Source organism: Pseudarthrobacter defluvii (assembly GCF_030816725.1).
GTDB lineage: Bacteria > Actinomycetota > Actinomycetes > Actinomycetales > Micrococcaceae > Arthrobacter > Arthrobacter defluvii_A.
The window spans coordinates 2,661,804-2,687,729 of record NZ_JAUSYG010000001.1; the positions used below are offsets into that span (position 1 = coordinate 2,661,804).

Genomic DNA, 25,926 nt, shown 5'->3' on the forward strand with positions numbered 1-25,926 from the left:
GCGGTCAGTCCCGCCGTTCTTCATCGTCCAGGGTGTTCGAGTCTTCGAGGACGTCGTCGCCTGCCTCTTCCGGTGCCGCAGCCTCAAGCTCGTCGTGTTCCACCGAGTCCTGGTCCGATTCCGCGTCGTCCGAAACGAAGTAGTCGGCGTCCTGGTCATCGAAGCTGCTGTCCTGGGCTTCCCTTGCGTCTGTAACGCGGGCGCTTTCGGCGGCAGGGGCAGCGGGAGCCGCTGCCGTGACTTCGGCTCCGGCTTCGGCTCCGGCTTCGGCTTCCGGGGCGGAGGCAGTGGAAGCACGGTCCAGCATCCGGCGGCGCTCAGCCTCTTCCCGGGCCTCCTCTTCCTCGTCCCAGCCGAGGTCGATAATCTCGGGTTCCTGGTCCACACCCTGGCCCAGGGCATTTTCCGCCACCACGGCCTGACGGCTCCACTTCTGCGACTCTTCGTCGCGTCCCACCGCTGCCAGGGCGTCGGCGTAGGCACGGAAGAGACGCGGGCTGTAGGAGAACGCGCGGTTGATGTCCAGCTGCGGGATCTCAAGTTCCGCCACCGCTGCATCCAGTTGGCCGAGGTCGGTACGTGCTCCGGCGGCCACGATGGCCAGCTCTACCTTCCCGGGCGCGTCGAGATCCTGGGCTTCCTCGGAACGGGCAACATCAAGGGCCCGGTCGGGGCGGCCCAGGCCACGTTCGCAGTCGGCCATGACGGGCAGATGCACATTGGAGCCGCTGATCCGCCGGAAGGTCCGGAACTCGCGCAGCGCCTCACCGTAGTGGCCGGCAGCGTAGGCGGTCAGGCCAACGGCTTCGCGAACAGCAGCGAGCCTACCGCCACGACGGCTGGCGGCAAGTGCGTGCTGGAAGGCCAGTTCGGGCTCGTCGTCGATGAGGCGGCCGGCCATGACCAGGTGGCGAGCCACCCACTCCGCGCTCTTGGACTCGAGGGTCTTGATCTGGTGCTGCGTGGCGCGGTCCAATTCCTTGCCCGTGACGTCCTCGTCGATTTCGGGCGAGCGTTCACGGTCCGGCCGGTTGGCGCTGCGAAGGTCGGCAGCGTTGGGCACGCGGGCGGGGCGTTCCTCCTGGCGGTCGCGGCCGAAACTGCGGGGACCGGATCCGCGGCCGGAGTCAGCACGGCTGTCGCCGCGGTTGTTGTCGCGGTCAAAGCTGCGGGGCGCCCGCTCTTGACGGTCACCGAACGGTTTGCGGTTGTCACCGCCGAAGCCACGGCGATCGCCTTCGCCGTCGCGGCGGGGACGGTCGCCGTAGGGCTTGCGGTCGCGGTCACCGAACGGCTTGCGCTCACGGTCACCGGCACCGCCGAAACCACGGCGATCACCTTCCCCATCACGACGCGGACGATCACCAAACGGCTTACGGTCACGGTCACCGGCACCGCCGAAACCACGGCGATCACCTTCCCCATCACGACGCGGACGATCGCCATAGGGCTTGCGCTCACGGTCGCCGGCACCGCCGCCGAAACCACGGCGATCACCTTCCCCATCACGACGCGGACGATCACCAAACGGCTTACGGTCCCGGTCGTCGAAAGACTTACGCTCCCCGCCACCGGTAGCTCCTCCGCGGGAGAAGTTGTTACCCTCACGGTCCGACCGGGACCTGAACCCACGCGGCTCACCGCCGGAGTTGTTGTTGCCGCGGAACGCGCCGCGGTCGTTGCCGCGGTTGCCACCGTTGTGCTCGGCCATATGGATTCCTCCTGTTGTGAGCCGACCACTGGCGCAACTGCAGCCGCTCGTTTCGTTTCCTACGCGACCCGAAATCAAGCGCTTCGAAGTCCGTACATCTTCATCAATTCTAGTGGAGCCGCAAAATGCCGCGGGACAGCGGAAGCCCTGGGAGCGGCATCGTGGCCAGCTTCACAGCTCAACGAACGCCCGCTCACGTTTGGCAGGTTCCTCCCCGACGCCCGCTCATGTCTGGCAGGTTCATCTTGAACGCAGGCTCTCATGGCTTTGATAGCTATGAGAGGGTGTCGATGGTTTACCTGTCAGGGGTGAGCGGGGGTTGATCGTTTAGCTGTCAGGGGTGAGCGGGGGTCCTGGGGCTGGTCCCGGTATTGGGTTCGTTTTGGGTGGTGTGTTGTTAAATGTGGGAGGCCCCAACCGTGTGGTTGGGGCCTCGACCTCAATGATTGTTCCGGCGGTGACCTACTCTCCCACACCCTCCCGGGTGCAGTACCATCGGCGCTGTGGGTCTTAGCTTCCGGGTTCGGAATGGGACCGGGCGTTTCCCCCACGCTATGACCGCCGTAACCCTTTCACCCGCTCCCCCGCGTTGGTGTTGCTTTGGGGGTGGGAAGACTGTGGTTACAACATGTGGTGTTGTATTCAGTTGTGTTGGTTCCCTGTGCAACCCGTGTGTTGCGGGGGTTGTTGGTTGGGAACCACATAGTGGACGCAAGCAGAATTTGTATGTTTCTGTGTGGTGTAAGTTGTTGGCCTATTAGTACCGGTCAGCTTCACGAGTCGTTAGTCCTCGCTTCCACATCCGGCCTATCAACCCAGTGGTCTGGCTGGGGGCCTCTCACACATAAATGTGTATGGAAATCTCATCTTGAAGCGAGCTTCCCGCTTAGATGCTTTCAGCGGTTATCCCATCCGAACGTAGCTAATCAGCGGTGCACTTGGCAGTACAACTGACACACCAGAGGTTCGTCCGTCCCGGTCCTCTCGTACTAAGGACAGCCCTTCTCAAATTTCCTGCGCGCGCAGCGGATAGGGACCGAACTGTCTCACGACGTTCTAAACCCAGCTCGCGTACCGCTTTAATGGGCGAACAGCCCAACCCTTGGGACCTACTCCAGCCCCAGGATGCGACGAGCCGACATCGAGGTGCCAAACCATGCCGTCGATATGGACTCTTGGGCAAGATCAGCCTGTTATCCCCGAGGTACCTTTTATCCGTTGAGCGACGGCCATTCCACAATGTACCGCCGGATCACTAGTCCCGACTTTCGTCCCTGCTCGAGATGTCTCTCTCACAGTCAAGCTCCCTTGTGCACTTACACTCGACACCTGATTGCCAACCAGGCTGAGGGAACCTTTGGGCGCCTCCGTTACTTTTTAGGAGGCAACCGCCCCAGTTAAACTACCCATCAGGCACTGTCCCTGACCCGGATTACGGGCCGAAGTTAGATGTCCAAAGTGACCAGAGTGGTATTTCAACGATGACTCCACCCGAACTGGCGTCCGGGCTTCAACGTCTCCCACCTATCCTACACAAGCCACTCCGAACACCAATACCAAACTATAGTAAAGGTCTCGGGGTCTTTCCGTCCTGCTGCGCGTAACGAGCATCTTTACTCGTACTGCAATTTCGCCGAGTTTATGGTTGAGACAGCGGGGAAGTCGTTACTCCATTCGTGCAGGTCGGAACTTACCCGACAAGGAATTTCGCTACCTTAGGATGGTTATAGTTACCACCGCCGTTTACTGGGGCTTAAATTCTCAGCTTCGCCTTGCGGCTAACCGGTCCTCTTAACCTTCCAGCACCGGGCAGGAGTCAGTCCGTATACATCGTCTTGCGACTTCGCACGGACCTGTGTTTTTAGTAAACAGTCGCTTCCCCCTGGTCTCTGCGGCCCCGATCCCCTCCCACCAGCGATGTGGTGTTCAAGGTTGGGGCCCCCCTTCTCCCGAAGTTACGGGGGCATTTTGCCGAGTTCCTTAACCATAATTCTCTCGATCGCCTTGGTATTCTCTACCTGATCACCTGTGTCGGTTTGGGGTACGGGCGGCTAAAACCTCGCGTCGATGCTTTTCTCGGCAGCATAGGATCACCAAATCCCCCCAAACGGGGGTCCCATCAGATCTCAGGCTATGTGAGTGGCGGATTTGCCTACCACTCGCCCTACATCCTTAGACCGGGACAACCATCGCCCGGCTCGGCTACCTTCCTGCGTCACACCTGTTAATACGCTTGCCTCCCGGGATCAGGTCCTGCGCTCCACCAAAACCCTTCACCCACAAGGGGTGTCGGGCAGGTTTCGGGCAGTTAGTATCCCCCGCTCAGCATGGGCGGTTTTTCGCCGGTACGGGAATATCAACCCGTTGTCCATCGACTACGCCTGTCGGCCTCGCCTTAGGTCCCGACTTACCCAGGGCAGATTAGCTTGACCCTGGAACCCTTGATCATTCGGCGGACGGGTTTCTCACCCGTCTTTCGCTACTCATGCCTGCATTCTCACTCGTGTAGGCTCCACCGCTGGTTTACACCGCGACTTCACCGCCCACACGACGCTCCCCTACCCATCCACACTCCTGAACCACGAAGGCTTGGAGAATATGTGAATGCCACAACTTCGGCGGTGTACTTGAGCCCCGCTACATTGTCGGCGCGGAATCACTTGACCAGTGAGCTATTACGCACTCTTTTAAGGGTGGCTGCTTCTAAGCCAACCTCCTGGTTGTCTTCGCAACTCCACATCCTTTCCCACTTAGCACACGCTTAGGGGCCTTAGTTGGTGGTCTGGGCTGTTTCCCTCTCGACTATGAAGCTTATCCCCCACAGTCTCACTGCTGCGCTCTCACTTACCGGCATTCGGAGTTTGGCTGACGTCAGTAACCTTGTAGGGCCCATTAGCCATCCAGTAGCTCTACCTCCAGCAAGAAACACGCAACGCTGCACCTAAATGCATTTCGGGGAGAACCAGCTATCACGAAGTTTGATTGGCCTTTCACCCCTACCCACAGCTCATCCCCTCCATTTTCAACTGAAGTGGGTTCGGTCCTCCACGACGTCTTACCGTCGCTTCAACCTGGCCATGGGTAGATCACTTCGCTTCGGGTCTAGATCACGCCACTCACACGCCCTATTCAGACTCGCTTTCGCTACGGCTGCCCCACACGGGTTAACCTCGCGACGTAACACTAACTCGCAGGCTCATTCTTCAAAAGGCACGCCGTCACAACTACAAGGTTGCTCCGACGGATTGTAAGCACACGGTTTCAGGTACTGTTTCACTCCCCTCCCGGGGTACTTTTCACCTTTCCCTCACGGTACTGGTCCGCTATCGGTCATTAGGGAGTATTTAGGCTTATCAGGTGGTCCTGACAGATTCGCACGGGATTTCTCGGGCCCCGTACTACTTGGGATACTCACACAGGCGGTGCTACACATTACGGTTACGGGACTAACACCCTCTCTGGCCGGCCTTTCAAAACCGTTCACCTATGCGCGCACATCACACCCCACCAGCCCGGCAGAACTGGTATGGAAAGTCCCACAACCCCGACCATGCAACGCCCGCCGGCTATCACACATGGAACGGTTTAGCCTGATCCGCGTTCGCTCGCCACTACTAACGGAATCACTATTGTTTTCTCTTCCTGCGGGTACTGAGATGTTTCACTTCCCCGCGTTCCCCCCACGCACCCTATGTGTTCAGGTACGGGTCACCAAGTCACTCGCGCGCTTGACGGGGTTTCCCCATTCGGACACCCTGGGATCACAGTCCGGTTATCGACTCCCCCAGGCTTATCGCAGATTCCTACGTCCTTCTTCGGCTCCTAATGCCAAGGCATCCACCGTGTGCTCTTAAAAACTTGACCACAAAGATCAAAAACATTTTCGAGAGAACCACAGAAACCAACCACGCACAATCAACACCACCCACAAAGGAGCAGCACCACCACGCGCAGCCAGATCCAGGTTCATATATCTTGGAAATTGCTTCTTATACAAGATGCTCGCGTCCACTATGTAGTTCTCAAACAACAACCCCACACCACACACCCCACACACAAACCCCCAAAGGGATCAACACGCGTGGACCGTCATGGCAGGGAAACCAGAAACAAACAAACCCACCAGAACACCACCCACACCCCGAAAGGCGCAGACAGCGAACCCGTGGCCCTGTTGTCTCAGGACCCAACAGTGTGCCAAACACTAAACCATCCCCACCCCGCACCCCACCGTTCCAGAACCACCAGGGTTCGTACTAGAGAAGAGCGCAGAAAGAAACAGCCGCTATTTGTTGATATTCCACCCATGAGCACCCGCCGCAGGACAATCGCCTGCGCAACGGGCTTGCTTCCTGACAACCCCCACACCCGGACATACATCCAGGCCGGATGGTTGTAGGTGCTCCTTAGAAAGGAGGTGATCCAGCCGCACCTTCCGGTACGGCTACCTTGTTACGACTTAGTCCCAATCGCCAGTCCCACCTTCGACAGCTCCCTCCCACAAGGGGTTAGGCCACCGGCTTCGGGTGTTACCAACTTTCGTGACTTGACGGGCGGTGTGTACAAGGCCCGGGAACGTATTCACCGCAGCGTTGCTGATCTGCGATTACTAGCGACTCCGACTTCATGGGGTCGAGTTGCAGACCCCAATCCGAACTGAGACCGGCTTTTTGGGATTAGCTCCACCTCACAGTATCGCAACCCTTTGTACCGGCCATTGTAGCATGCGTGAAGCCCAAGACATAAGGGGCATGATGATTTGACGTCGTCCCCACCTTCCTCCGAGTTGACCCCGGCAGTCTCCTATGAGTCCCCACCATCACGTGCTGGCAACATAGAACGAGGGTTGCGCTCGTTGCGGGACTTAACCCAACATCTCACGACACGAGCTGACGACAACCATGCACCACCTGTAAACCGACCGCAAGCGGGGCACCTGTTTCCAGGTATTACCGGTTCATGTCAAGCCTTGGTAAGGTTCTTCGCGTTGCATCGAATTAATCCGCATGCTCCGCCGCTTGTGCGGGCCCCCGTCAATTCCTTTGAGTTTTAGCCTTGCGGCCGTACTCCCCAGGCGGGGCACTTAATGCGTTAGCTACGGCGCGGAAAACGTGGAATGTCCCCCACACCTAGTGCCCAACGTTTACGGCATGGACTACCAGGGTATCTAATCCTGTTCGCTCCCCATGCTTTCGCTCCTCAGCGTCAGTTAATGCCCAGAGACCTGCCTTCGCCATCGGTGTTCCTCCTGATATCTGCGCATTTCACCGCTACACCAGGAATTCCAGTCTCCCCTACATCACTCTAGTCTGCCCGTACCCACCGCAGATCCGGAGTTGAGCCCCGGACTTTCACGGCAGACGCGACAAACCGCCTACGAGCTCTTTACGCCCAATAATTCCGGATAACGCTTGCGCCCTACGTATTACCGCGGCTGCTGGCACGTAGTTAGCCGGCGCTTCTTCTGCAGGTACCGTCACTTTCGCTTCTTCCCTACTGAAAGAGGTTTACAACCCGAAGGCCGTCATCCCTCACGCGGCGTCGCTGCATCAGGCTTGCGCCCATTGTGCAATATTCCCCACTGCTGCCTCCCGTAGGAGTCTGGGCCGTGTCTCAGTCCCAGTGTGGCCGGTCACCCTCTCAGGCCGGCTACCCGTCGTCGCCTTGGTAGGCCATTACCCCACCAACAAGCTGATAGGCCGCGAGTCCATCCAAAACCACAAAAGCTTTCCACCAACCACCATGCGATGGAAGGTCATATCCGGTATTAGACCCAGTTTCCCAGGCTTATCCCAGAGTCAAGGGCAGGTTACTCACGTGTTACTCACCCGTTCGCCACTAATCCACCAGCAAGCTGGTTTCATCGTTCGACTTGCATGTGTTAAGCACGCCGCCAGCGTTCATCCTGAGCCAGGATCAAACTCTCCGTTGAAGAAAAACAGACACAACCAAGCACCACGGAAATAACGCGGAACCAGGCTGCACAAAATTTGAAACCAGCCAAAAACACCAAACCAATACCACAGGGGCGGCACGATTCGGCAAATTCAACCAATCACATTACATAATCGGTATCAACAAACTTGGCACACTATTGAGTTCTCAAACAACAGACACATTCGAATATTCCCGGAAACAATTCAGAATTGAATTTCTATTCCGTATTTCTTCGCTGCGATGTTTTTATCTTATTTCATTCATATTCACTTTTGCAAATCCGGTTGTTTTCCCGGAATTTACTCGGTGGAATGAATCCGCCCAGCAGAATGCGAAGCAATTTTCTCGACCCACGCACTGCGCGGTGAGAATTGCTTCTCATTAGTTGGGGGTTTGTCACCACTCAGCGGCGGCGACTCAGAAAACAATACACGCCCCCCAGCGACCGTGCAAATCGGCTGCCGGGAGGCGTGCATCAAGGACCCGAAGGTGCTAGGGAACCAGCACCTCAACAGTGGCAAGGTTCTTCTTGCCCCTGCGCAGGAGCAGGTACTGCCCGTGCAGAAGTTCAGATTCAGAAATCACGGCCTCGGGATCCGACACTTTCTCGTTGTTCACGTAGGCGCCCCCCTCCCCCACTGTGCGGCGGGCGGCGGATTTGCTTTCGGAGAGGCCCGACGCCACCAGCAGGTCCACGATCCCCATTTCATCCACCTGCACTGTGGTGGAGGGAAGTTCGGAGGTTGCCGCCTGCAGGGTCGCCTTGTCCAGGGCAGCCAAATCGCCGTTGCCAAAGAGTGCCGCCGAAGCTGCGATGACCTTCTCGGTGGCCTCCACGCCGTGGACCAGTGACGTCACCTCGAACGCGAGCTTCCGCTGCCCTTCCCGCGCGAAGGGCCGCTCAGCCACTGACACCGCGATCTCTTCAATCTCGGCGCGGGTCAGGAAAGTGAACACCTTGAGCCGGTCCACCACGTCGGCGTCGGCCGTGTTGAGCCAGAACTGGTAGAACGCGTACGGGCTGCACATGCCGGCATCGAGCCAGATGGCATTGCCCTCGCTCTTGCCGAACTTGGTTCCGTCCGAGTTGGTGATGAGCGGCGTTCCCAACGCGTGGACGCTTTTGCCCTCCACCTTGCGGATCAGCTCGGTGCCGCTGGTGAGGTTGCCCCATTGGTCCGAGCCGCCGGTCTGCAGCATGCAACCGTAGTCGCGGTAAAGCTGCAGGTAGTCCATGCCCTGCAGGATCTGGTAGCTGAACTCGGTGTAGCTGATGCCCTCATCGGAGTTCAGGCGCGACGCCACGGCGTCCTTCCGCAGCATGGTGCCCACCCGGAAGTGCTTGCCCACCTCACGCAGGAAGTCGATGGCGCTCAAAGGCGCCGTCCAGTCCAGGTTGTTCACCATCCTGGCAGCGTTGTCTCCCTCAAAGCTCAGGAAGCGGCTGACCTGGGCGTGGAGGTAGCCAACCCATTCCGCCACCGTCTCTTTGGTGTTCAAGGTGCGTTCCGCCGTCGGGCGCGGGTCGCCGATCATGCCGGTGGATCCGCCCACCAGGCCCAGCGGTTTGTGTCCGGCCAGCTGGAGCCGGCGCATGACCAGCAGCTGGACCAGGTTGCCCAGGTGCAGGCTCGGCGCGGTGGGGTCGAAGCCGCAATAGTAGGTGACCGGCCCGTTGGCGAGGAGCTTTTCGAGCTCTGCTTCGTCGGTGGAGACATGGACCAGCCCACGCCACTTCAGTTCCTGCCAAATGTTGGCGAAAGTGGGGTCGTTGCGCTGCGGTTCGAGGTTGTTCAGTTCTGGCACGCTTCCTAAGTTAGCAGTAACGCTGAAGGGCCCTGTCAGCGGGCAATGCCGGCAGGGACGGGTTGCGCCGCAATCAGGCGCAGCCGTTGCGTGGCGCGGGTCATGGCCACGTAGAGGTCCCCCACCTTGCCGTGTTCGTGGTTGAGCATCACGGACGGTTCCAGGACCACCACGCCGTCGAACTCCAGGCCCTTCGCCTCACGTGGGCTGATGACCACGATGTCCTGCTCGTAGCTGCCGGCACCGCTGCCGATCCTGCGTCCGTAGACAGCACGCAGGGCTGCGGTGGCCTGGGGCAGGAGGTCACCGTCGGCAATCACGGCGAGCAGTCCGCCGTCGAGCGCTTCAATTTCCTCGGGGAGGACCTCAACGAGCCGGTCCACCACGGCACCGGCAGGCACTTGGTCGATGATGGGTTCCCAGCGGCCCTCGCGGACAGCCTTGGGGGCGGAGACCACCAGCCCGGCCGCGTTGGCCATCCGGACGGCTGCCTCGGCGATCTGCGACGGCGTGCGGTAATTGACCGTCAGCTCCTCCAGCTGCCAGCGGTCACCGAACATCGGGGCCAGCGCACCCTGCCAGGAATTGGCACCTGCCACGGAGCTGGTCTGCGCGATGTCGCCCACGATGGTGAAGGACTTCAGCGGGCAGCGGCGCACCAGCAGCCGCCACTGCATGGGCGAGAGCTCCTGGGCCTCATCCACCACGATGTGCCCGTAGGCCCAGGTGCGGTCGCTGGTAGCGCGCTCGGCTGCGCTCTGACGCGCTTCCTGCTCACGGTTCTGCTCCGCCAGTTCTTCAGCGGACATGAGCGGATCCACGCCGGCGGCCTCCATGTTCACCAGGGTTTGCTTTGCGTTGGCCAGGTCGCGGGCACGGTCGTGCTCCTGCTGCGCCAGCCCGCGCCCGGCCGCAGGGTCCAGCTCGCCAAGCAGTTCGGCGGCCTCGTCCAGCAGCGGGACGTCGGATTCGGTCCACGGGGCGTCGGCGGGGCGCTGCAGCAGTGCCCGCTCAGCCGGGGTCAGGCTGGGGGTGCAGAATTCCAGGATCTCCGGCTTGCTGAAAAGGTCGGAGATCAGCTTCTCCGGCGTCATCGGCATCCAGCACAGGTTCAGCGCGATCCGGACGTCCCGGGCGGTCCGCACGTCCTCCGCAAGGTACGAGCGGTCAGCGTTGTTGCCGATGTTTCCGGCTTCGACGAGTTCAGTCATCTGCTCGGTCAGTTCGCGCAGCAGGATCTTGACGAACGTCACCCGTGCCTCGTTGTAGGGCTTTCCGGTGGCGCGGGCGCGTTCCCGCGCGCGGCGCACCTGCCGGGGCGTAAGGGTCAGCTTGCGGCCGTCCACCTCGAGGATCCGGTTCTGGGCGGGCACGCGCATGCGGTTGGAGACGGCGTTGGCCACGATGGCGGCCATGTCCAGCCGTCCCTTGATGGCGGCCACGTCCGGGTTCACCTCGGGGACGGCGTTGATGCCGGGCATCAGGCGGCCCAGGCTGGCCATGACCACGCCGGTCTCGCCGAGCGAGGGCAGCACCCGTTCGATGTACTTCATGAACGACGACGACGGCCCCACCAGCAGCACGCCCGCACTTTTGAGCCGGTCACGGTGCGTGTAGAGCAGGTAGGCGGCACGGTGCAGTGCTACGGCGGTCTTACCGGTACCGGGCCCGCCCTGGACCACGACGGCACCGGAGATGGAGGACCGGATGATGCGGTCCTGCTCGGACTGGATGGTGCTGACGATGTCCGACATGCGGCCGGTCCGCTTGGAGTTCAGCGCGGCCAGCAGGGCGCCTTCGCCCTGCAGGGCATCGGCGTCCGTGAGCATGGAGGCGTCCAGGACATCGTCCTCGATGGCTTTGACGTCGCGTCCCTGCAGGATCAGGTGCCGGCGGCGGCGTACACCCTGGCGGTCGAAGGCGGTGGCCTGGTAGAAGTGCCCGGCTTCGGGGGCGCGCCAATCCACCATCAGCCTCTGCAGGTCCTCGGTGGTGAGTCCGATGCGGCCAATGTACTGCGCTTCGCCGGAGTCAAGGTCCAGGCGGCCGAAGACCAGCCGGTCATCCACCGCGTCCAGTTGCGCCAGGCGGTCCTCATACAGTGCGGCGAACGCGTCACGTTCCGAAACGTTCTGCATGGTGCCCACGGCTCCGGCACGACGGACCTGCGCCAGCTGCCGGCGCTTTTCCTCCCGGAGTTCCTCCAGCCGGGCGTACAACCCGGCTACATACTCCCGTTCGTGGGCCAATTCGGCGTCGAGCATTAACGTTCCCCTATCGCGAAAGACAGACCGTCCATTCTACTACCATTTCGATTAACGCCGCTGTCACATTGCACCGGGCGGCGCACTGGCCGTCCGCTTGCGGTTCCGCGGCTTCGCGGCCTTGTACTTGGAGACTGTGGGGTCGCCGGTTAACCAGAACCGCCAGGCGTATTCGTCGGATCCTCCCGCTCCTGCCACGCCCACCCGCGGGCCGGCGCTGACGGGACTCCCTGGCCCGGACGGAAGCTCCAGGCCGAAAGGCGGAGCCAGCGCATCCCGGCCGCTGTCCGCCGTCGTCAATCCCAGCGCTTTGGCAAGGCGGGCGGGACCGCTGGCCAGGTCGGAAGGACTTTTCGACGTCGGCCGGCGCCGCTGCGCCAGCTCAAGTCCGTCTACGATTTCCCCTGCCCGGAGCAGTAAAGCGGAGGCGACGCCGGCCGGACCGCACACGATGTTGGTGCAGTGGTGCATGCCGTAGGGTGAAATAGACGTAGAGGTGCCCGGCGGGACCGAACATGGGTGCGTTGCGGGGTGTCGGGCCGCGGTAGGTATGGGAGCCGGGGTCGGGGTGCAGGGAGTCCTCGGGCCCCATGTAGGCCTCCACCTCGGTAAGCCGGACGGACACGGCGCCGTCGCGCGACTCATGGGTCAGCACGGCGCCCAGCAGCTGCGGGGCGAGCTCGCGGGCGTCCGCAGAGAGGAAGTCCCGCAGCCGTTCCGCGCCAAGAGTGCTTTCGTTCACCATGTGACCTTACCCAGATGCTGCGGATTTCATCTGCGTTGAAGCGCGGCCCGGCGGAGGTTTTCGCTGCCACGGCCATGTCCGATTTCCGCTAGTAGCAGGGGACCCTGGCTGGCAGGATGGAGGAATGGACTTCTGGCAGCGTTACCGGGCAATCGATGCCCGTGATCCCCGCTTTGACGGCCAGTTCTTCACCGCCGTCCGGAGCACCGGGATCTACTGCCGCCCCTCCTGCCCGGCCCGGACCCCCAAGGCGGCGAATGTGACGTTCTACGAGACCTCCGCCGCGGCACATGAAGCGGGCTACCGCGCCTGCAAGCGCTGCCTGCCGGAGGCGGTGCCGGGCACACCGGCATGGAACGTACGGCAGGACGTGGCGGGGCGCGCGATGCGGCTGATCAACGACGGTGTCATCAACCGGGACGGGGTGGCGGGCCTTGCCTCCCGCCTGGGCTATTCACCGCGGCAGCTCAACCGGATCCTGGGCCAGGAACTTGGCGCCGGTCCGCTGTCCCTGGCCCGCGCGGCAAGGGCCCAGACAGCCCGCACGTTGCTGGTTTCCACCTCCATGAAACTCGCCGATGTCGCCTTTGCGGCCGGTTTCAGCAGCATCAGGCAGTTCAACGAGACCATTGCCGAGGTGTTTGCCATGACGCCCACGGCAGTGCGCAAAACGGTCCGGCATCCGGCGCCCGGCGGCGGCAGCACTGCCTTGACGTTGGGACTGCCCTACCGCACACCCTTCGACCCGGGCATCTTCTCCTTCCTTGCAGTCCGCGCCGTCCCAGGGATTGAGGAGGGCACCGCCACCTCCTACGGCCGGACCCTCCGGCTCCCCCACGGCGACGCGCGCTTCAAGGTGGAGTACGACGGCGGCAGCCGGGAACGGCCGCTGACGCTCACCGTCGGCGCGGTGGACCTGCGCGACCTTCCGGCGTTGCTGAGCCGCGTGCGCAGGCTCTTCGACCTCGATGCCGACCCGGAAGCGATCGACAGCGCCCTCGCCGCCGATCCCAGGCTCGCCGCATCCGTAGCTGATGCCCCGGGGATGCGGCTGCCGGGCGCGCTGGATCCACAGGAACTGCTGGTCCGGGCCATGGTGGGCCAGCAAATCACGGTGGCGGCAGCCCGGACGGCGTTGACTCAGCTGTCGGCGGCCGGCAGTCCTTCCAGTGCTCCCGGCGAGGGTTTGGACCGGATGTTTCCCACTCCCCCGGAAATCGCGGCGGCCGGACACCTGCTGCGCGGTCCCCGGCGCCGGATCGAGTCGCTGCTGCAGGCCGCGGCAGGGATGGCTGAAGGGCACCTCGAGTTCGGGTACGGCGACGACCTTGCCAGCCTTCGCACGAAACTGCTGCCGTTGCCCGGGGTGGGGCCATGGACCGTGGGGTATGTGGCGATGCGCGTCCTCGGCGCCCCGGACATCTTCCTTGCCAACGACGCCGCGGTCCGGAACGGAATGCGCGCCCTCGATAATGGGAACAACGCCCTGAGCCCCGACTTCCGCGAAACCAGCCCGTGGCGTTCCTACGCCACCATGCACCTCTGGCGCGCTGCGGCCCTGCCCGCCCCGACAACCACCGTTCCTGAGAAAGGAATGCCATGAAAGCCGAACTCCTGCAGCTGGCCACACCGGACGGGCCCTTCACCGTCCTCGCCCGGGACGGAATGGTCCTGGCCTCGGGCTGGACCGCCAGCCTTGCCGAACTGACCGGACAGGTCCACCCCACGCTCCGGCCCGCCACCGTCGAAGAGGTGACAGACCTGGGCGGGATCTCATCCGCCGTCGAGGCCTTTTATGCCGGTGACCCTGAACCGGCCATGGCCGTGCCGGTCCTTCAGCAGTCCGGCCCGTTCCGCGCCCACGCCTGGGACGTGCTGCGGCAGGTCAAGCCCGGTTCACCCGTCACGTACACCGAGTACGCGGCCCTGGCCGGTAACCCGCGTGCAGTCCGGGCCGCCGCCAGCGCCTGCGCGTTCAATGCAGCGGCCCTGTTCGTGCCTTGCCACCGCGTGATCCGGACGGACGGTTCACTGGGCGGCTTCCGCTGGGGCCTGCGCATCAAGGAAAGCCTGCTGGCCCGCGAGGCCGCCTGACCACTCCCTCCCCTGCCCCCTGGGTTGCTCCATCACTTTTGGTCCCTAAAACCCCGGTTTAGGGACCAGAAGTGCTGGAGCAACGAATCGCTACTTGGGGTCCGGCATCGCCGAGGGCCAGGGCAGCAGGCCGGGAAGGTCTGCGCCGTCCCCGGCAGCGGTGGCCCGGAGGCTGTCCAGCGACGGCTGCCGCCCGGCGAGCCAGGCCGCGATGTCGGTGATCATGCCGCTGACTACGGTAGAGCGGGTGCCGCTGCCGATACTCACCGGAGTCAGGCCAAGCGGCTGCAGCAACACTTTCTCCTCTTGGGGCACGCGGGCGGCCAGGAAGTCGAACAGGTGCTCACAGAACGGACGGCTCCAGGTCTCCGGTCCCCGGCCCGTCAGCAGGTCGGCATTATGGATGACCAGCTCGCGCCACAGCGCCAGTCCGCCGTCCAGGACCACTCCCCGCCTGAAGGAAATGGGCGCCCACCAGCCGGTCTGGTTCGCGGACGAATCCTTGACGCCGGGCAACGCATCGAACGCGTGCAGTGCACGCTTGAGGCCGGCGGACAGGTCTTCCCGGTGAGTGGCGGCATCGTGGCCGGCAGCCATGTCGATGGCCTTGTTCCGGCCCTCCATGCCGCCGTCGTACAGCTCAATGGTCTCTCCCCGCGCGGCGTACTCAAGTTGGCGCGCCATGGCATTGGAGATGCCCGTCAGGTGGGCCAGAATGTGCCCCCGCGTCCAGCCGGGCAGGGCTGACGGAGCCTTCACGTCCTCGTCGGTGAGCTTGGAGACATCGGAGGCGACGGCGACGGCGGCTTGATGGATTCCGGCGAGCAGGTCTGCAGGGGAAGGAGAGGTCATGCGGCCAGCCTAGCCGAGCGGTTCGTCCAAGGGGCTTCCGTCAGGCCCAACCCGGTGGCGCACATGCCGGCCGTCATTGCTGGCCTGCCAGAACTCGATCTCAACCGGCTGAACGGCGTAGAGCTGCCACCCCGGATTGTCGCTGCCGTCTGCCCGCGGCCGCTCGTGCCAGTCGACGGCGGACGCCTCGGCGGAGAGCTCGGTGACGGTACCTGCCACCCGGACCTGCCGGCCCAGGCCTGCCCAGTAGAAATTCATCGCTGCCCTTGGTGACTTTTCCAGCTCCCGGCCCTTGCGGGAGGTGCGGGACGTGGCGAAGTGCCAGCCGTCGTCGCCAATGTTTTTCAGGATCAGCATCCGGGAGGACGGCTGCGTGCCGCCGTCGGTGGCCTCCCCAACTGTGGCCAGGCTGAAGGCGTGCGGCTGCTGCTCCCCCGCGTCCAGCGCCTCGTCCAGCCACTGCTTGAAGAGCAATGCCGGGTCCTGCGGTGCGTTCTCCGGGTCGAAGCCAGGCAGGTCTGACGGAAAGTCGGGCAGGGTGCGAAGGAACTTGCGGAAGGTTTCGCTCATGGCCCCAGCCTAGCGGCGGGTAACGGCCCTCAACCCCCAACGCCCGCTCAGGTATCGCAGGTTAAAGGACGACGCCCGCTCACTTTCCTAAGGAGAGTGAGCGGGCGTTGGCCCAAAATATGCAGGAAGTGAGTGGGCGTTTCAGCCGGCGTACTCCCGGACCCCGGCCAGTTCGCCTTCCAGCGCGGCCAGTTGGCGTTCGACGGCGGCCGGCGCCGTCCCGCCCTGGGAGTTGCGGCTGTTGAGCGAGCCCTCGGTGGAGAGGACGGTGCGGACCTCGGGAGTGAGGTGCTCCGAGATCGCCGCGTACTCGTCGTCCGTCAGGTCCCACAGCTCCACGCCGCGGGACTCGGCCTGCTTGACGGCGGCACCGGACAGCTCGTGCGCCTCGCGGAACGGCACGCCCTGGCGGACCAGCCATTCGGCGATGTCGGTGGCCAGCGCGAACCCCTGCGGGGCCAGCGATTCCATCCGCTCCGTGTTGAACTTGAGCGTCGCGATCATGCCGGACACGGCCGGGAGCAGCAGCTCCAGGGTGTCTGCGGCATCGAACACCGGCTCCTTGTCCTCCTGCAGGTCTCGGTTGTACGCCAGCGGCAGGCCCTTGAGCGTGGCCAGCAGACCGGTCAGGTTGCCGATGAGGCGCCCCGCCTTGCCGCGGGCCAGCTCGGCGACGTCCGGGTTCTTTTTCTGCGGCATGATCGAGGACCCCGTGGAGTAGGAGTCATGCAGCGTGACGAAGGAGAACTCCTTGGTAGCCCAGAAGATGACTTCCTCGGAGATCCGCGACAGGTCAACGCCGATCATCGAGCAGACCCACGCGAACTCGGCGAAGACATCGCGGGACGCGGTGCCGTCGATCGAGTTGTGCACGGCGGAGAAAAATCCGAGATCCGCAGCCACTGCTTCCGGGTCCAGGCCCAGCGAGGAACCGGCCAGCGCACCGGAACCGTAGGGCGACACCCCTGCCCGCTTATCCCAGTCCTGCAGCCGCTGCACATCGCGCAGCAGCGCCCAGGCGTGGGCCAGCAGGTGGTGGCTGAGCAGGACCGGCTGGGCGTGCTGCAGATGGGTGCGGCCCGGCATGGCAACACCATGGTGCACCTTGGCCTGCTCCACGAGCGCGTCGACCGTGGCCAGCACGCCGCGGGCGATGATCCTGGCGTGGTCGCGCAGGAACATGCGGCCCAGCGTTGCCACCTGGTCGTTGCGGGACCGGCCGGCCCGGAGCTTGCCGCCCAGCTGGGCGCCGGTTCGCTCGATCAGCCCACGCTCCAGCGAACCGTGCACGTCCTCATCGGACTCCGCCGGCAGGTAGGCGCCGGAGGCCACGTCCTCGTCCAGCTGCGTCAGGGCGGCAAGCATGCCTTCCAGCTCGGCGTCGTCCAGCAGGCCTGCTTTGTGCAGCACCCGGGCGTGCGCCTTGGAGCCGGCGATGTCGTAGCGTGCCAGCCGCCAGTCGAAGTGGGTGGACTTGCTCAGCGCCGCGAGGGCGTCCGCAGGGCCGCCGGCGAACCGGCCTCCCCACAGGGCACCTGCGTTAGTCGCCTCGGTTTTTTGCTCAGCCACAGGGGCTACTTCCCTGCGACGCGGATGTCGCGGCCGGAGGCGACCTTGGCGGACATGCCCCACAGCTCGATGAAGCCCTTGGCCTGGGACTGGTCGAAGGTGTCACCGGTGTCGTAGGTGGCCAGCGAGAAGTCGTACAGCGAGGTGTCGGAGCGGCGTCCGTTGACGATGGCCTGGCCGCCGTGCAGGGTCATGCGGATGTCGCCGGTGACGTACTTCTGGGTGTCCTCGATGAAGGCGTCCAGGGAGCGCTTCAGCGGGGAGAACCACTGGCCGTCGTAGACCAGCTCGGCCCAGCGCTGGCCAACCGTTGCCTTGAAGCGGGCCTGCTCGCGCTCGACGGTGATGTCCTCGAGGTGCTTGTGGGCGGTGATCAGCGCCATGGCGCCGGGGGCCTCGTAGATTTCGCGGGACTTGATGCCCACCAGGCGGTCCTCGACGACGTCGATGCGGCCCACGCCCTGGGCACCGGCGCGGCGGTTCAGTTCCTTGATGGCCTGCAGCGGGGTGACCTTGACGCCGTCGATCGCGACCGGCACGCCGGCTTCGAAGGAGATGGTGACCTCATCCGGTGCCGGCGGGAACTCCGGGGTGGCGGTGTAGTCGTAGATGTCCTTGGTGGGGGCGTTCCAGATGTCCTCGAGGTAGCCGGTTTCCACGGCGCGTCCCCAGACGTTCTGGTCAATGGAGTACGGGTTCTTCTTGGTGGTCTCGATGGGCAGTCCCTTTTCCTCGGCGAAGGCGATGGCCTTGTCGCGGGTCAGGGCGAGGTCGCGGACCGGTGCGATGCACTTCAGGTCCGGGCCCAGGGTCTGGATGCCCACTTCGAAGCGGACCTGGTCGTTGCCCTTACCGGTGCAGCCGTGGGCCACGGTGGTGGCGCCGAATTCGCGGGCTGCCTTCACCAGGTGCTTGACGATGACCGGGCGGGAGATGGCGGAGACCAGCGGGTAGTGGCCCTGGTAGAGGGCGTTGGCCTTCAGCGTGGGGACGCAGTATTCGTTGGCGAACTCGTCCGATGCGTCGGCCACGTAGGCCTCCACGGCGCCGCAGCCCAAGGCGCGCTGGCGGATGGTTTCCAGCGATTCGCCGCCCTGTCCGACGTCCACCGCCACGGCGATGACCTCGGCACCGGTGGCTTCACCGATCCAGCCGATGGCGACGGACGTGTCCAGGCCGCCGGAGTAGGCCAGCACAATGCGTTCAGTCACTTTAAATGCTCCTTGTTGGGGTTTGGTTGATTGTTTGTCTTCAAGCTTATTGCCCGGCTTCCTCGGCCAGCTGCAGGAAGCGGGCGGCGAGGTCCGGGCCGCCCAGCGGGTCGCGGGAGACCAGCAGGACGGTATCGTCACCGGCGATGGTGCCCAGGATGGACGGCATCACCGAGTGGTCGATGGCCAGGGCCAGGAAGTTGGCGGCTCCCGGCGGGGTCCGCAGGACGGCGATGTTGGCGGAGGCTTCCGCCGTAACCAGCAGTTCGCTGCACAGCCGGGCCAGCCGCGCGTCCAGGATTTCCTGCGTCACCCCGCTCTTCGCCGCTCGTTCGCCGCCTTCACCAGGGACGGCGTACACCAGCACGCCTTCCTTGCCGCGGACTCGGACGGCGCCCAGTTCCACGAGGTCCCGGGACAGGGTGGCCTGGGTGACCTGCACGCCGTCGTCCGCCAGCAGCGCCGCAAGCTCCGCCTGGGAACGCACGGACTGCCCGGTGAGGATGGCCGTGATGCGCGCCTGCCGGGCGGTCTTGGTGGCCGGGCTGGTGCCCGGGGAGGACGGCTGCGCGGACACTAGAACGTGCTCTCTCCGGTGCCTTCCACCGGCGAAAGGCCGTCAACGAAAGCCAGCCCGGAGCGGTGCATCAGCCAGGCCATCAGCGCCTTCTGGGCATGCAGGCGGTTTTCCGCCTCGTCCCAGACGATGGACTGCGGGCCGTCGATGACGTCCGCCGAGATCTCGTAGCCGCGGTAGGCAGGCAGGCAGTGCAGTACGACGGCGTCATCCGCAGCCAGTGCCATGGCGCCCGAGTCCACGGAGTAGTCCCGGAACAGCTGCAGCCGGGCTTCCTTCTCGGCTTCCTGTCCCATGGAGACCCAGGTGTCGGTGGCCACGACGTCGGCGCCCTTCAGGGCTTCCCTGGCATCAGCGGTGATGAGCACGGAGCCGCCGGTTTCCGCCGCACGCTCCTCGGCGGCCGCCACGATCTCCGCAGCCGGCAGGTAACCCTCCGGTCCGGCGATCCGGACGTGCATGCCGGCCGTGACGCCGGCCAGCATGTAGGAGTTGGCCATGTTGTTCGCGGCATCGCCCAGGTAGCTCATGGTGAGCCCCTTGAGTTCGCCCTTGTGTTCCTTGACGGCGAGCAGGTCCGCCAGGAGCTGGCATGGGTGGTAGTCGTCGCAGAGGGCGTTGATGACCGGCACCCTGGAGTTCTCCGCCATGGCCACCAGGCCGGCGTGCGCTCCGGTGCGCCACACGATGGTGGACACCATCCGTTCGAGCACCCTGGCGGTGTCCTCCACGGATTCCTTGTGCCCGATCTGCGCTTCGCCGGGGTTGATGATAAGGGCGTTGCCGCCCATGTCCGCGATCCCGGTGGCAAAGGAGACGCGGGTCCGGGTGGAGGTCTTGTCGAAGATGACGGCCACGGTCTTGCGGCCGCTGCCCTCCGCGGCATACGGCTGGACGCTGTAGGGGGCGGCCTTCATGCGGGCGGCGAGTTCCAGCACCTCTGCCTGTTCGGCGGGGCTGAGGTCGGTGTCCTTGAGGAAGTGCCGGGTTGCGGTTGTCACTGGGCGTCCTTTGCTGCTTGGAGGATTGCCGGGAATGCGGTCAGGAAGGCGTCGGCCTGCGCGGTGGTGAGGATCAGCGGGGGTGCCAGGCGGATGGTGCGAGGGCCAGGGCTGTTGATGATGAAACCGGCGTCGAGGGCAGCCTGCACCGCGGCCGGGGCAACGTCAGCGTCCAGGTCGAAGCCGATGAGCAGTCCTTCGCCCCGGACTTCGGTGACGCCGGGGATTGCAGCCAGCGCCGAGCGCAGGTGCTCCCCCACGTCCACGGCGTTGGCGAGCACATTCTGGCTTTCGAGCGCGTGGAGGGTGGCGAGGGCGGCGGCCGTTGCCACCGGGTTGCCGCCAAACGTAGTGCCGTGCTGGCCGGCGGACAACAACGACGACGCCGCCTCACCAAAGGTGATCAGGGCACCGATGGGGAACCCGCCGCCCAGTCCCTTGGCCAGGGTGATGGCGTCGGGAACAATCCCGGCATCCTCGCTGGCCAACCACTTCCCGGTCCGGCCGATGCCGGTCTGGACCTCGTCCAGGATCAGCAGGGCACCCGCTTTGCTGGTGGCTTCCCGCGCGGCCTTCAGGTAGCCCGGCGGCAGCGGCCGGACGCCGGCCTCGCCCTGGATGGGCTCAAGGAAGACGGCAGCGACGGTTTCGTCCACGGCTGCCTCCAGCGCGGCGATGTCGCCGAACGGGATGTGCACCACGCCGCCGGGCAGCGGCTCGAAGGGCGTCCGGTAGGCCTCCTTGGCGGTCAGCGCCAGCGCGCCCATGGTCCGGCCGTGGAAGGCGCCTTCGAGGGCGATGATTTTGGTCCGCTTTATCTGGCCATCCCCGGTGTTGCGGCGGGCCAATTTGAAAGCGGCCTCGTTCGCTTCGGTGCCGGAGTTGCTGAAGAACACCTTGGAGCCCGCCGGGGCATGGGCCAGTTCCAGGAGTTTTTCGGCCAGCGCCACCTGGGTGGGGCTGGTAAAGAAGTTGGAGACGTGGCCCAGCGTGGCCAGCTGACTGGCAATGACCGACGTCACGAAGGGGTGGGCATGGCCCAGCGCGTTCACGGCGATACCGCCCAGGAGGTCCAGGTACTCCTTGCCGTCGGCATCCCACACCAGGCAACCGGCGCCGCGGACCAGGACGCGCTGCGGCGTTCCGAACACGTTCATCAGCGAAGAAGAGTAGCGGGCCAGCCACTCGGAGCCGGCGTGGCCGGTGGTTTCCACCAGCTCATTCACTGATGATTTTTCCACGGTGTTCATCCGTTGATCTCCTCGTCCGGGACTACCTGGGTGCCGATGCCCGCCGTCGTAAATGTTTCAAGAAGCATGGAGTGCGCCAGGCGCCCGTCCACGATGTGTGCCCGCTCCACGCCCTCGTCAACGGCCTTCAGGCAGGCGGCCATCTTGGGGATCATGCCGGATTGGAGCCTTGGCAGCATTTCCCGCAGTTCGGAGGCCGTTATGGAGGAGATCAGGGATGACTTGTCCGGCCAGTTGGCGTAAAGGCCTTCGACGTCGGTCAGGATCACCAGCTTGGTGGCACCGAGCGCCGAGGCGACGGCTGCCGCTGCGGTATCCGCGTTGACGTTCAGGACCTGGCCGGTGGGCTGGAACCGGACGGCGCCCGCTACGCCTTCTCCGCCGTCGACAATCTCCGGGGCGACGGTGGAGATCACGGGGATGCGTCCGGCGTCGAGGATGTCCATGATGCCGGCGGGGTCGACGCCGACCACCTCGCCCACCAGCCCAAGGTCCACTTCCTCGCCGTCCACCACGGTGCCGGTGCGGACGGCGCGGAGCAGGCCGCCGTCTTCCCCGGACATGCCGACGGCGTAGGGCCCGTGGGAGTTGATGAGGCCCACCAGTTCGCGGCCCACCTGCCCGGTGAGGACCATGCGGACCACTTCCATGGCCTCTGGTGTGGTGACCCGGAGGCCGCCCTTGAATTCGGACTCGATGCCCAGCCGGCCCAGCATGGAGTTGATCTGCGGGCCCCCGCCGTGGACCACAACGGGGTGGATGCCCACGTGGTGGAGGAAGACGATGTCCTCGGCGAAGGCGCGCCGGAGGTCGTCGTTGACCATGGCGTTTCCGCCGTACTTGACCACCATGATGCTGCCGGCGAACCGCTGGATCCAGGGCAGGGCCTCGATCAGGGTTTCAGCCTTGTCCTGCGCGGCGGACATGGTGGTGGTTTCACGCGTCTGGGTGTTCATGGAGTCACTTTCCACAGCGGTTGGTACCCGGGCCCTGGCTAGCTGGAGTAGGCGCTGTTTTCGTGGACGTAGTCGTGGGTGAGGTCGTTCGTCCAGATGGTGGCCTCGGCGTCGCCTGCCTGCAGGTCGATCTCCACCAGGACCTCGCGGGGTTCCAGGTCCACCAGGCTGCGGTCATCGCCGATGCTGCCGCTCCGGCAGATCTGGATGCCGTTCATGGCCACGTTGAGTTTGTCCGGCTCGAAGGCGGCGTCGGTGGTGCCCACGGCGGAGAGCACACGTCCCCAGTTGGGGTCCTTGCCGAAGATAGCGGCCTTGAAGAGGTTGGAGCGGGCCACGGAGCGGCTGACCGTCTCGGCGTCGGCTTCACTGGCCGCGTTGAAGGTCCGGATGGCGATGTCGTGGCTGGCGCCCTCGGCATCGGCGATCAGCTTCCTGGCCAACTCGGCGCAGACTTGGGTGAGCCCGGCTCCAAAGGCTTCGGCGGAGGGGACGGCACCGGAAGCCGCGGACGCCAGCAGGACCACGGTGTCGTTGGTGGACATGCATCCGTCCGAGTCTGCGCGGTCAAAGCTAACGCGGGTGGCATCGCGCAGGACGACGTCGAGCATTTCCGGCTGCACATCGGCGTCGGTGGTGAGCACCACCAGCATGGTGGCCAGCCCGGGTGCCAGCATGCCGGCGCCCTTGGCGATGCCGCCGATGCTGAACTCCTGGCCGTCGGCGTCGGTACCGATGAAGAGGGCGGACTTGGGCACGCTGTCGGTGGTCATGATGGCGGTGCCTGCGTCCGGTCCGCCGTCGGTGCTGAGCGCTTCTGCGGCAGCCTCCACCCCTGGCAGGATCTTGTCCATGGGCAGCTGCTCGCCGATCAGCCCGGTGGAGCAGACGAAGACGTCGGTAGCGGAGATCCCCAGGACCTCTGCCACCTTTTCCGCAGTGCTGTGGGTGTTCTGGAAACCGGTGGGGCCGGTGCAGGCGTTGGCTCCACCGGAGTTGAGGATGACGGCGTCCACCCGGCCGTCGGAGACCACCTGGCGGGACCAGTGCACGGGGGCTGCTGCCACCCGGTTGCTGGTGAAGACGGCGGCGGCGGCCTTGGACGGTCCGTCATTGACGACCAGGGCGAGGTCCGGGTTGCCGGAGGCCTTGAGCCCGGCGGTGACGCCGGCAGCGCGGAATCCTTGGGGTGCGGTGATGGTCACGGGGCTACTCCCTGCAGGTTGAGGCCGGCGGTTTCCGGCAGGCCGAGTGCAATGTTCATGGACTGCACGGCGCCGCCGGCAGTGCCCTTGGTGAGGTTGTCGATCACGCAGGTGACGATCACCCGTCCGGTGTGGGCGTCGAAGGCCAGCTGCATGGCGGCATGGTTGGAGCTCTGGACCGATTTGGTCGTGGGCCACTGGCCTTCCGGCAGCAGGTGGACGAACGGCTCATCCTCGTACGCCTCCGCCCAGGCCAGGCGCAACTCGGCCGCCGTGGTGCCGGCCTTGACCTTGGCCGTGGCGGTGGTCAGGATGCCGCGGCTCATCGGGGCAAGGGTGGGCGTGAACGATACGGTGACCTGCTCCCCCGCCGCGTTGGACAGGCCCTGCTCGATTTCCGGAGTGTGCCGGTGCCCGCCACCCACACCGTAGGGGCTCATGGAGCCCATGACCTCGGAGCCGATCAGGTTGACCTTGGCGGCCTTGCCCGCGCCGGAGGTGCCGGACGCGGAAACGATTACGACGTCGTCGGGCTCCAGCAGGTGGGCAGCAAACCCGGGGGTCAGCGCCAGGAGGGCTGAGGTTGGGTAGCAGCCGGGAACAGCGATGCGCTTGGCGCCCTTGAGGGCCTCGCGCTGGCCGGGCAGCTCCGGAAGTCCGTACGGCCAAGTGCCCGCGTAGGCGGAGCCGTAGAACTTTTCCCAAGCGGCGGGGTCTTCGAGGCGGTGGTCGGCGCCGGCGTCGATGACCACAGTACCTTCCGGCAGCTGGGCGGCGATTTCAGCGGAAGCACCATGCGGCAGGGCGAGGAAGACAACGTCATGACCCGAGAGGTTTTCCACGGTGGTGTCTTCAAGGATGCGGCTGGCCAGCCCATGCAGGTGCGGCTGCAGCTCACCCAGGCGCGAACCGGCGTTGCTGTGGGCCGTGATGGCACCGATGGTCACTCCGGGATGCCCGGCAAGAAGCCGGAGGACCTCTCCTCCGGCGTAGCCGCTGGCTCCCGAAACCGCAACAGAAATAGTCATGCTCCGACTATACAGCAATAGTTATGCACTGGTCCCGATAGTTATGCATTCCGTTTCCCGGCCTATGGCAGGTGCTTGCCCTCCTGGCACACGCTGTCCCTAGGATGGTTTCGGCAGCCGGGGCCGGAGACGCCGGGACCCGCGAAAGGAGAGCCATGACGCACGCAATCGTCGCACGGCAGGCAGGCGGACCGGAAGTCCTTGAGTACGCAGAGGTCGAGCCCCCTGTTCCAGGCCCCGGGCAGATCCTGTTCAAAGTCGGGGCGGCGGGCGTCAACTTCATCGATACCTACAAGCGCAGCGGCACCTACAAAGTCCAATACCCCTTCACGCCCGGCTCGGAGGCTGCCGGCACGGTCGAGGCAGTGGGCGAAGGCGTCACCGGCTTCGCAGTGGGTGACCGGGTGGCCACCGCCGAAGGCATCAACTGCTACGCGGATTACGCACTGGTGGACGAGGATGCAGCGCTGCCGGTGCCGAAGGGGCTGGACATCTTTACCGCCGCAGCACTCCCCTTGCAAGGAGTCACCGCCCACTACCTGATGAATTCCACGTTCAAGGTGGAGCCCGGCCACAAGGTCCTGCTGCATGCCGGGGCCGGCGGTGTGGGGCTGCTGCTGATCCAGCTGCTCAAGGCACGAGGCGCTGAAGTCATCACCACAGTCTCCACTGACGGGAAGGAACAGCTCGCGCTCGACGCCGGCGCGGACCACGTGCTGCGCTACGACGGCTTTGCGGAGCGGGTCAGGGAGATTACCAGCGGCACCGGCGTGGACGTCGCCTACGACGGCGTGGGGAAGGACACCTTCGACGGCTCCCTCGCAGCGTTGCGGATCCGGGGAATGCTGGTGCTGTTCGGAGCGGCCTCCGGCCCCGTTCCGCCGTTCGACCCCCAGCGCCTCAACGCCGCGGGTTCCCTGTTCCTGACGCGCCCCACCATGGGCCACTACCTGCGGGACGCGGCGGAGCGGCGCTGGCGCTCGGACGAGGTGTTCGCCGCCGCGTCCGACGGCAGCCTGAAGGTCCGGATCGGTGCGCGCTACCCGCTCAGCCAGGCCGGGCAGGCGCACCGCGACCTCGAGGGCCGCAAGACCACGGGGAAGGTTCTCCTGGTTCCCTGACGCAGGGTCGCCAGCCAACAAAGAAAGTC

Annotated in this window: 17 protein-coding genes, 3 rRNA genes and 1 pseudogene; 4 read left to right on the forward strand and 17 right to left on the reverse strand. The window is 64.6% G+C overall.

Annotation, left to right across the window (positions count from 1 at the left end; all coding sequences use genetic code 11):
- Positions 1–4: 4 nt before the first annotated feature.
- The gene (locus QF031_RS12510; protein WP_307428425.1) at positions 5–1,063 is read right to left on the reverse strand and encodes a hypothetical protein; all 1,059 of its coding nucleotides are present in this window, start codon (positions 1,061–1,063) and stop codon (positions 5–7) included.
- A gap of 120 nt (positions 1,064–1,183) precedes the next feature.
- On the opposite strand from QF031_RS12510, the gene QF031_RS12515 reads away from it, so the two are divergent.
- Positions 1,184–1,960 (forward strand): hypothetical protein, encoded by a 777-nt coding sequence (locus QF031_RS12515; RefSeq protein WP_307428427.1) that lies wholly within the window; start codon positions 1,184–1,186, stop codon positions 1,958–1,960.
- A 200-nt stretch (positions 1,961–2,160) separates the two neighbouring features.
- On the opposite strand, the gene rrf is transcribed toward QF031_RS12515, so the two are convergent.
- The 6 genes and pseudogenes from rrf to QF031_RS12545 all read right to left on the reverse strand — a co-directional run bounded on the left by rrf (position 2,161) and on the right by QF031_RS12545 (position 12,463).
- Positions 2,161–2,277, reverse strand: a 5S ribosomal RNA gene (gene rrf, locus QF031_RS12520).
- Between the two features lie 170 nt (positions 2,278–2,447).
- Positions 2,448–5,575 (reverse strand): 23S ribosomal RNA (locus tag QF031_RS12525).
- A 546-nt stretch (positions 5,576–6,121) separates the two neighbouring features.
- Positions 6,122–7,643 (reverse strand): 16S ribosomal RNA (locus QF031_RS12530).
- Together the 16S, 23S and 5S rRNA genes form the textbook arrangement of a ribosomal RNA operon.
- Before the next feature lie 497 nt (positions 7,644–8,140).
- The gene (gene tyrS, locus QF031_RS12535; RefSeq protein WP_307428432.1) at positions 8,141–9,454 is read right to left on the reverse strand and encodes a tyrosine--tRNA ligase; all 1,314 of its coding nucleotides are present in this window, start codon (positions 9,452–9,454) and stop codon (positions 8,141–8,143) included.
- 35 nt (positions 9,455–9,489) lie between these two features.
- On the reverse strand, positions 9,490–11,718 hold the full coding sequence (locus QF031_RS12540; protein WP_307428435.1) for a HelD family protein: 2,229 nt from the start codon (positions 11,716–11,718) through the stop codon (positions 9,490–9,492).
- Between the two features lie 63 nt (positions 11,719–11,781).
- Positions 11,782–12,463 (reverse strand): annotated as a pseudogene (locus QF031_RS12545) (DNA-3-methyladenine glycosylase).
- Positions 12,464–12,587: 124 nt separating this feature from the next.
- Between QF031_RS12545 and QF031_RS12550 the strand changes: the two are divergent.
- On the forward strand, positions 12,588–14,066 hold the full coding sequence (locus QF031_RS12550; protein ID WP_307428438.1) for a DNA-3-methyladenine glycosylase 2 family protein: 1,479 nt from the start codon (positions 12,588–12,590) through the stop codon (positions 14,064–14,066).
- Complete coding sequence (locus QF031_RS12555; RefSeq protein ID WP_307428441.1) at positions 14,063–14,557, forward strand: methylated-DNA--[protein]-cysteine S-methyltransferase; 495 nt, start codon at positions 14,063–14,065, stop codon at positions 14,555–14,557. The genes QF031_RS12550 and QF031_RS12555 overlap by 4 nt, the downstream gene beginning before the upstream one ends.
- A 90-nt stretch (positions 14,558–14,647) precedes the next feature.
- Here the strand turns inward: QF031_RS12555 and QF031_RS12560 are convergent, their stop codons facing one another.
- The 10 genes from QF031_RS12560 to argC all read right to left on the reverse strand — a co-directional run bounded on the left by QF031_RS12560 (position 14,648) and on the right by argC (position 24,776).
- Complete coding sequence (locus tag QF031_RS12560; RefSeq protein WP_307428445.1) at positions 14,648–15,409, reverse strand: maleylpyruvate isomerase family mycothiol-dependent enzyme; 762 nt, start codon at positions 15,407–15,409, stop codon at positions 14,648–14,650.
- A gap of 9 nt (positions 15,410–15,418) precedes the next feature.
- Positions 15,419–15,979, reverse strand: coding sequence for a pyridoxine/pyridoxamine 5'-phosphate oxidase (locus QF031_RS12565; protein WP_307428447.1), 561 nt, complete (start codon positions 15,977–15,979; stop codon positions 15,419–15,421).
- Positions 15,980–16,120: 141 nt separating this feature from the next.
- Positions 16,121–17,548 carry an argininosuccinate lyase gene (gene argH, locus QF031_RS12570; protein ID WP_307428449.1) on the reverse strand — a complete coding sequence of 476 codons (1,428 nt, stop codon included), beginning with the start codon at positions 17,546–17,548 and terminating at the stop codon, positions 16,121–16,123.
- 5 nt (positions 17,549–17,553) lie between these two features.
- On the reverse strand, positions 17,554–18,759 hold the full coding sequence (locus tag QF031_RS12575) for an argininosuccinate synthase (protein ID WP_214941290.1): 1,206 nt from the start codon (positions 18,757–18,759) through the stop codon (positions 17,554–17,556).
- A 46-nt stretch (positions 18,760–18,805) separates the two neighbouring features.
- On the reverse strand, positions 18,806–19,336 hold the full coding sequence (locus tag QF031_RS12580; RefSeq protein WP_307428454.1) for an arginine repressor: 531 nt from the start codon (positions 19,334–19,336) through the stop codon (positions 18,806–18,808).
- Positions 19,336–20,337, reverse strand: coding sequence for an ornithine carbamoyltransferase (gene argF, locus QF031_RS12585; protein ID WP_307428457.1), 1,002 nt, complete (start codon positions 20,335–20,337; stop codon positions 19,336–19,338). Before argF ends, QF031_RS12580 begins: the two co-directional genes overlap by 1 nt.
- The gene (locus tag QF031_RS12590) at positions 20,334–21,587 is read right to left on the reverse strand and encodes an acetylornithine transaminase (protein WP_307428460.1); all 1,254 of its coding nucleotides are present in this window, start codon (positions 21,585–21,587) and stop codon (positions 20,334–20,336) included. Before QF031_RS12590 ends, argF begins: the two co-directional genes overlap by 4 nt.
- On the reverse strand, positions 21,584–22,543 hold the full coding sequence (gene argB, locus QF031_RS12595) for an acetylglutamate kinase (RefSeq protein WP_307428463.1): 960 nt from the start codon (positions 22,541–22,543) through the stop codon (positions 21,584–21,586). Before argB ends, QF031_RS12590 begins: the two co-directional genes overlap by 4 nt.
- 38 nt (positions 22,544–22,581) lie before the next feature.
- A complete protein-coding gene (gene argJ, locus QF031_RS12600; RefSeq protein ID WP_307428466.1) occupies positions 22,582–23,748 on the reverse strand; it encodes a bifunctional glutamate N-acetyltransferase/amino-acid acetyltransferase ArgJ in 1,167 nt (388 codons plus the stop codon).
- Positions 23,745–24,776, reverse strand: a complete 1,032-nt coding sequence (gene argC / locus QF031_RS12605; RefSeq protein ID WP_307428469.1) for an N-acetyl-gamma-glutamyl-phosphate reductase — start codon at positions 24,774–24,776, stop codon at positions 23,745–23,747. Before argC ends, argJ begins: the two co-directional genes overlap by 4 nt.
- 155 nt (positions 24,777–24,931) lie before the next feature.
- On the opposite strand from argC, the gene QF031_RS12610 reads away from it, so the two are divergent.
- Positions 24,932–25,897, forward strand: coding sequence for a quinone oxidoreductase family protein (locus tag QF031_RS12610; protein ID WP_307428474.1), 966 nt, complete (start codon positions 24,932–24,934; stop codon positions 25,895–25,897).
- The last annotated feature ends 29 nt before the right edge of the window (positions 25,898–25,926 follow it).